5 protein-coding genes and 1 other annotated feature (1 of these 6 running past the window's edge) are annotated in these 7,171 nt (G+C 42.5%); of the genes, 2 read left to right on the top strand and 3 right to left on the bottom strand.

The window, feature by feature from the left end; translation table 11 throughout:
• The first annotated feature begins 347 nt into the window (after positions 1-347).
• Positions 348-566 (top strand): DeoR family transcriptional regulator, encoded by a 219-nt coding sequence (locus IEW82_RS14610; RefSeq protein ID WP_188695879.1) that lies wholly within the window; start codon positions 348-350, stop codon positions 564-566.
• A 99-nt stretch (positions 567-665) separates the two neighbouring features.
• Positions 666-1,073: a DUF6884 domain-containing protein gene (locus tag IEW82_RS14605; protein WP_188695876.1), complete on the top strand. Its 408-nt coding sequence runs from the start codon at positions 666-668 to the stop codon at positions 1,071-1,073.
• Between the two features lie 686 nt (positions 1,074-1,759).
• On the opposite strand, the gene IEW82_RS14600 is transcribed toward IEW82_RS14605, so the two are convergent.
• From IEW82_RS14600 to leuS, 3 genes are all read right to left on the bottom strand, one after another.
• Positions 1,760-3,367: a putative polysaccharide biosynthesis protein gene (locus IEW82_RS14600; RefSeq protein WP_188695872.1), complete on the bottom strand. Its 1,608-nt coding sequence runs from the start codon at positions 3,365-3,367 to the stop codon at positions 1,760-1,762.
• 603 nt (positions 3,368-3,970) lie between these two features.
• The gene (locus tag IEW82_RS14595; RefSeq protein ID WP_188695870.1) at positions 3,971-4,285 is read right to left on the bottom strand and encodes a rhodanese-like domain-containing protein; all 315 of its coding nucleotides are present in this window, start codon (positions 4,283-4,285) and stop codon (positions 3,971-3,973) included.
• Between the two features lie 285 nt (positions 4,286-4,570).
• Positions 4,571-6,991, bottom strand: a complete 2,421-nt coding sequence (gene leuS / locus IEW82_RS14590) for a leucine--tRNA ligase (protein WP_188695867.1) — start codon at positions 6,989-6,991, stop codon at positions 4,571-4,573.
• Between the two features lie 70 nt (positions 6,992-7,061).
• Positions 7,062-7,171 (bottom strand) — a binding site (T-box leader) (it continues 137 nt past the right edge of the window).

The following is a 7,171-nucleotide window of genomic DNA, read 5'->3' as shown; positions in this document are numbered from 1 at the left end:
GGGAACCAAGCGAAGACATTCGCGCGGTAGCTGGAAAAGCGTACAAATTTAGAGTGCCAGAAATACTGGGATGAATAGGGTACCGAGAAAAGTTTGACACAAACTACATTGCGTGTTGATTTGACAAATCTAAAAATTGTTGTAACATAAAATCAAAGGGGAAAAATTCACACATTTCCTTTTCCAAAGTCATCACTTTATTACCAGCTAAGGAATCGATCATCTCAGAAACTAAGCATTCTTTGCAACATTCGAAAGGGATTTGTGTCAAACTTTATTTTATGCCTGAATTCCCCGTCCTGCCCTAACCCACGCAGGAGGTTGGATAAAAAATAAGGAGTGATCTTTTGAATCCCTCTACAGGTCGAATGATGAATCGTGTGAAGGATATTTACCTCTTCATTAGAGAAAAAGGGACAGTTTCGACGCAGGAATTAGTGGATGAATTTGAAATGACACAACGAACCATACAACGTGATTTGAACATTTTATTGTATAACCAATTGGTAAAAAGTCCGAGTCGTGGAAAATGGCGCGTGACAAATAAAAAAGTAAAAGTCTCGTAATCCCCTACAGTGCCCTACCTAGAAAGGCTGTGGGGCTCCTTTTTATATGAAATTGTAAAAATTTAGAAGGAGGAGAGTCACATAGATAAAATAGGCCTTATGGCCACCGCACGGAAGAAAGCGCCTTATTCTGCACCAGTTATTCAATTTTATCAAAGCCCCTTGTTCATTAAATCTGTCGAATACGGTAAAAGATACTATGATCGCTTGTACTTTTACAATGCTAAAGACGGACTGCTCCTACCCGATCAGTGGATGGCTCCCTATGATGTTTCCATCAAAACATTCAGTATTGGCGAAAAAAAGGCCTGGGCCTCAAAAGTCGTCAATCGTCTACTCGAATATGAGGACCCTGCCCAAATCACGCTATACCTCCATGGTGGTATGGTTTATCGCAAACACCTAGAGCCTGAACTTAACTCCTATGGTTTTCAATTTACAGTACCCCTCCAAGGCTATAGCATTGGTGAACAGCTAAAATGGTATAAAGAAAAATTAGCAAAATAAGCATCCATCATAGCCTTTGAACTCACTCTGACTCCTTTAAATTAGTATGCTTTTAAAAAGATATTAACGAGGGGTGAGACAAAACGAAAAGAAATCCCCCCTCATACCGAATGATAAGTAGCCAGAGAACAGGAAGCCTAGTCAAAATACAGGGACTCCTACGGGAACGGGGCCAGCGTTACTTCACGAAAAAACTTCGAGGGGTTCCGAGGAAGCTGACGACGAAGCGATATGAGTAGATACAGGGAGGGGATTTTTAGTAGTCATAAATATTTGGGGTCCTTAAAAAAGGATTGTCTAGGTGCCTTACATTCTTCAAGGAACTTCTCCTAAAAACATCCCATCCAAGTGATAACACCGAAGCTAGCACATCCTGCGCGCCTATGGCGGTACCCGTGGAAAACGAGTAGTTTGACGGAGCGCTTCATGACTCACTCAGAAATCCGAACGCATGCCGTCAAAATGGTGATGCGTTCGGATTCTCTATGAGCTGAATACTACTGTCTCAGTGCCGTTTTTATTCTCCACATGTCTCGTCCCTTTTTAGAATAGCTTGTGGCACTATCTCCAGCAATTACAGGCGGCAAAATCACTTTGTAGCATGAAATGTTACAAAAAATAAAGCAATAAGAAAAAGCTGCCTCAATCAGTCTTTATCAGGACTTTTTAAGACAGCTTTATCTTCATTACATCCAGCGTTTTAAAAAGGGCAGGCGTTCGCCTATCACCTGTCGTGCAAGACCGGAACGCAGCGATAATACCAAATATATCGCGCCGCCAACCCCTACGCCAAGGACAGTGTAGATAAGTGATTGTCCTTTTGTTTCTGGGGTACTCCCCCCATGGAATAGGAAGAGAACGCCGATCCCCACCCACATGATAAGACCAAAAATCATCACAAGTAAAAAGCGCTTTGCAATAAATTTATAGTTATATCTTGTTTCCCAGCGAATGGCCACCAAATTAATCAGGATGGAAAAGAAATAGCCAATATCAGTAGCCCAAATGGAACCCGTCAAATCAAACCATTTTATAAAAATAGGATTTAAAATCAACTTCAGTAATATCCCAACACCTAAGCTTAAAATGGTGACTTTTTGGCGATTAATCCCTTGCAATATGGCCGCTGTCACAGAGAATAGCGCAAAGAAAATGGCTGATGGTGAATACCATCGTAAAATTTCACCACCAATGGCCACATCGTTTACATCATAAAACAATCCGTATATCATGTGGCTTAAAACCGAAAGACCGATCACTGCGGGAATGGTCAGAAACAACGTCAGCTGTAAGGCTCTTGTGATTTTAATATGCATATCCCTTTTATCTCCTAAAGCATAGCTAGAAGAAATCGAGGGAACAACACTAAGGGCCATGGCTGTAGATAAGGAAACAGGGATCATAACCAGTTTTTGATCGAGCTGCATCAAACAATCCACAATCAACTCCAAATCTCCTTTAGAGATCTGATGAAATTCGCGCATAAAATGATTGAGAGTAAATTGGTCAATCTGCAAATACAGCTGATTCGCTAGCCCTACACAGACAAAAGGAATCGCATAGCTAATTAATTCCTTATACATCGATGTCAGAGCTGGACGGCTCGTCACATGGCTTTGACTCTGCAGTTGATCCAAATGTGGTTTCCGCTTAACCCAATAACGGATCAGCACAATAAGACCAGCAACGGCTCCCATGAAAGCACCGAATGTAACAAAAGCAACTCCAGTGACCTTAGAACCACCAAACAGATTGACAATAATAAAGGCCCCAATTAAGCCGAACCCAATCCTGACGATTTGTTCAATAGTTTGTGAAAGTGCCGTCGGTCCCATAGATTGGAATCCTTGAAAATAACCTCGAATCAAGCTCATGGATGGGACGATAATTAAAGCAAAACTAAGCACTCTAATGACCATAATCAAATCATGATAATCTTGGGCATGAACATCACTCAATTTAACGATGACTGACGCTCCAAAAAACATGATAATAAAGCCCAGAAATCCCGTGATAGTCATTAATAGGAGTCCCGAGCGGAAAAGTCTTCGACCTGTTTGATAATCCCCTATTGCATTATACTTTGCCACAAATTTAGAAACAGCCAGTGGTACGCCGACTGTTGATATGCTCAGAATAATCGCGTAGGGATTATAAGAAAATCCATACAAGTACACCCCGTGTTGACCTACTATAGCATAAAAGGGAATGGTAAATAGCATCCCCAATAATTTCGTAAAGAAAATTGCTGCTGAGAGAATAAATGTCCCTCGCATCAGAGAAGAACCTGACATTCAACGGACAGCTCCTAAACGATCACTCTCCCGTGATCCTAATATATATCTTCATTTCATTTCATCGATTAAAAATAGCATTTGACAAATTATAGCACTATTCAACAGCTCGTCTCATGTATTGTATCACAGTTGGAAACAAACGGTATAGAGAACGGTTATACGCTTCCCGCGCAAGCCCTTGAAGAGACAACTGAAAATCTTCCTTTTAGAGCGTCAGCGAAATTATAAATTCTGATAGTATTAAGAAAAACCAGGCGAAGAGCATGCCCGGTCCTTGTCCTTAGTATAGAGCATCAGCCAATATGAAAGAGGCTTCATTGCCTGGCCAAGTGGATGGGAGCGCAAGGCGCGAGATTCGGAACACTCTAAAATCGTATGTTCCTCGGGCGCCGCTGACTCATGATGCGGAGACTAGAGTCCTGCGGGAAGTGGGAGATCGGTAAGCCCTTAGCAGTGCGAAGGCGCGAGGAGGCTTACCACTCCCCCGCAGAAAGCGAGCGGCCTGAAGCGGAATCGCGCACCGTCCTCATGATCAGAAATTTTATACCTTCTGCTCTTTTAAAAAAAGTGTGGACTACTCGTCCACACTTCCTGATGACATTAAGCCTGAATATCGCCAGCCCATTTCATCATGCCACCAATCATGTTTTTCACTGTGTAGCCTTGTCCATGTAGAAATTCTGCCGCTGTTTCACTGCGACGACCCGAACGACATACAGTAATAACTGTCTTACTATGATCAAGCTCGTCTAAACGATCAGGCAGCTGCCATAATGGAATATGAATGGCTTCTGCTATCTTGCCAGTGGCCACTTCTTCATCTTCACGAACATCAACAATTAATAAGTCTCCATGATCGTCTGTCAAGCGTTCTTCAAGTTGCTCCGGTAGAATCGTTTCGATTTGATCCGCCATCGTTCTCACCCTTCATAAAGGTTTACAAATTAATTGTGCCGTCTTATGTATCAAAAGTCAAGAACTGACACAGTTCTTTTATATATAAATTTTTTGTTAAATTGTGTCACCTTTTCTGCTATTCCTGTTCTTTTGTTACATACTAAAAATGAACGTAAATTCACTATCCCCTTCGCAAGACAGGTGGATGGATCAGAAATTAGCAGCTTCAGCTTCTAAAATGCTATACCTTCTTAAAGCATAGGGAAAGGCATCCCCTATATTTCGGGATACCTTCTTTGTCTTTTAGTTCGCCACAATATTAACAAGTTTTCCAGGCACAACGATCACTTTGCGCACGGTCAACCCAGCAAGCTTTTCTTTAATAATCTCATCAGCCATAGCCAGCTGTTCTAAATCATCCTTTGGTGTATCCTTAGACACAGTGGCTTTCGAACGCACCTTACCATTGATTTGAATGACAACTTCTACAGTCGCCTCTACCATTTTCGCTTCATCATAAGTGGGCCACGCATCGAGGCTTACCGTTCCTGTATGACCAAGTAAGGACCAAAGCTCATCAGCTAAATGAGGAACAAATGGTGATAATAACTTAACAAACCCCTCAATAAACGCTTTAGGGAGCTTATCTTGTTTATTCGCCTCATTGACAAACACCATAAGCTGAGAAATAGCGGTATTAAAACGAATATGAGTAATATCCTCTGTTACCTTTTTCACGGTCTGATGATACACTCTTTCGAATTCAGCAGAAGATGTCGCCTTCTCCGTTACTTTACCAACAATCTGATTGTCTTCTGTAACGAGCAAGCGCCACACACGATCAAGGAAACGACGGGCGCCATCCAGTCCATCAGTTGACCAAGCAATCGACGCATCAAGCGGTCCCATAAACATTTCATATAAGCGCAAGGTATCTGCCCCATAAGCATCGACAATATCATCTGGATTGACGACATTCCCTTTTGACTTGCTCATCTTCTCATTATTCTCTCCAAGAATCATTCCTGGATTATAGAGACGTTGGAAAGGTTCTTCAGTCGGAACAACGCCAATATCGTATAACACTTTATGCCAAAAACGTGCATATAACAAATGCAAGACGGCATGCTCTGCGCCACCAATATAGACATCCACAGGAAGCCATTTCTTCAATTTTTCAGGATCAGCAAGCGCCTGAGCATTATGTGGATCAATAAAGCGTAAAAAATACCAGCAGCTTCCAGCCCATTGTGGCATAGTATTCGTTTCACGACGCGCTTTTTTTCCTGTTTCAGGATCTATCGTATTTACCCAGTCATGGGCATTAGCAAGTGGCGATTCCCCTGTCCCCGATGGTTTAATCTCATCCATGTCTGGAAGCATTAAAGGCAATTCACTTTCTGGGATGGCTTTAATAGTCCCATCCTCTAGATGCAAAATTGGAATCGGTTCACCCCAGTAACGCTGCCGGCTAAACAACCAGTCTCTGAGACGATAAGTAATCTTACGTGAGCCAGCATGATGTGCTTCTAACCATTCAATCATCTTATCAATGGCTTCTTGCTTTCCTAAACCATCGAGGAAATCAGAATTAACATGTATACCATCCTCAGTATACGCGGCCTTGGTCACGTCACCGCCTGCGACGACTTCAATGATAGGCAGCTCAAATTTCTTAGCAAACTCCCAGTCACGATCGTCATGGGCAGGAACCGCCATGATTGCTCCGGAGCCATACGTAATAAGCACATAATCAGCGATCCAAATCGGCAGCTTCTCTTGAGTAATCGGATGAATGGCGTAGCCACCGGTAAATACACCCGTTTTTTCTTTAGATAATTCCGTGCGTTCTAAATCGCTTTTACTTTGGACTTCTTTGCGATACATTTCCACAGTATCTCGCCGCTCTGGTGTCGTGATCTGATCGACAAGTGGGTGCTCAGGTGCCAGTACAACATAAGTCGCCCCGAATAAAGTGTCTGGACGAGTGGAGAAAACAGTAATGCTTTCATCAACACCCGCAACGGCAAAGGTGATTTCTGCCCCTTCTGATTTTCCAATCCAATTGCGTTGCATTTCCTTAATATGCTCCGGCCAATCAACCTTATCCAAGTCGTTCAATAACCGCTCAGCATACTCTGTGATTTTGAGCATCCATTGTTTCATTGGTCGGCGGATAACTGGATGTCCACCACGTTCACTTTTCCCATCGATCACTTCTTCATTGGCCAATACAGTGCCAAGTGCAGGACACCAGTTAACAGGCACCTCATCGATATAAGCGAGGCCTCTTTCATAGAGCTTTAAAAAAATCCACTGAGTCCATTTATAATAATCTGGGGATGTCGTATTGATCTCACGGTCCCAATCATATGAAAAACCAAGGGATTGCAGCTGTCTGCGAAAATTGGCAATGTTGTGATTGGTAAACTCTCTTGGATCATTTCCCGTATCCAGCGCATACTGTTCTGCAGGTAAGCCGAAGGCATCCCAGCCAATCGTATGCAACACTTCATAGCCTTGCATTCTTTTAAAGCGAGCTAAAATATCGGTCGCTGTATAGCCTTCTGGATGTCCTACATGAAGTCCAGCCCCTGATGGATAAGGGAACATGTCCAAAACGTAATATTTATCTTTATCTGATTCTGTATTGGTTTTATACGTTTGATGTTCTGACCAATAGCTTTGCCATTTTTGTTCAATTTTGCGATGATCGTATGGCATCAAAGTTCCTCCTTATTCTGACAACGCGTTTTCAATAGTATAAATAAAACCTCCCGCCCTTAACGTTAGCGTTAGGGACGAGAGGTTGGTTAACATAATGGCCATAATTCCCGCGGTACCACCCTGAATTAGTGCACATGGCACTCACTCAATTTTTAATACCTTAACGCGGTCCAACGG

The sequence above is a fragment of the Pullulanibacillus camelliae genome (assembly GCF_014642655.1).
GTDB classification, from domain to species: Bacteria; Bacillota; Bacilli; order Bacillales; family Sporolactobacillaceae; genus Pullulanibacillus; species Pullulanibacillus camelliae.
Note: the sequence above shows the minus strand (reverse complement) of the source record. Positions and strands in the feature narration are given on the sequence as shown.

Bases quoted from the DNA above. Each gene is read 5' to 3' on its own strand.
- IEW82_RS14605 (WP_188695876.1), top strand. From the start codon at position 666: ATGGCCACCGCACGGAAGAAAGCGCCTTATTCTGCACCAGTTATTCAA.
- IEW82_RS14600 (WP_188695872.1), bottom strand. From the start codon at position 3,367: ATGTCAGGTTCTTCTCTGATGCGAGGGACATTTATTCTCTCAGCAGCA.
- IEW82_RS14595 (WP_188695870.1), bottom strand. From the start codon at position 4,285: ATGGCGGATCAAATCGAAACGATTCTACCGGAGCAACTTGAAGAACGC.
- leuS (WP_188695867.1), bottom strand. From the start codon at position 6,991: ATGCCATACGATCATCGCAAAATTGAACAAAAATGGCAAAGCTATTGG.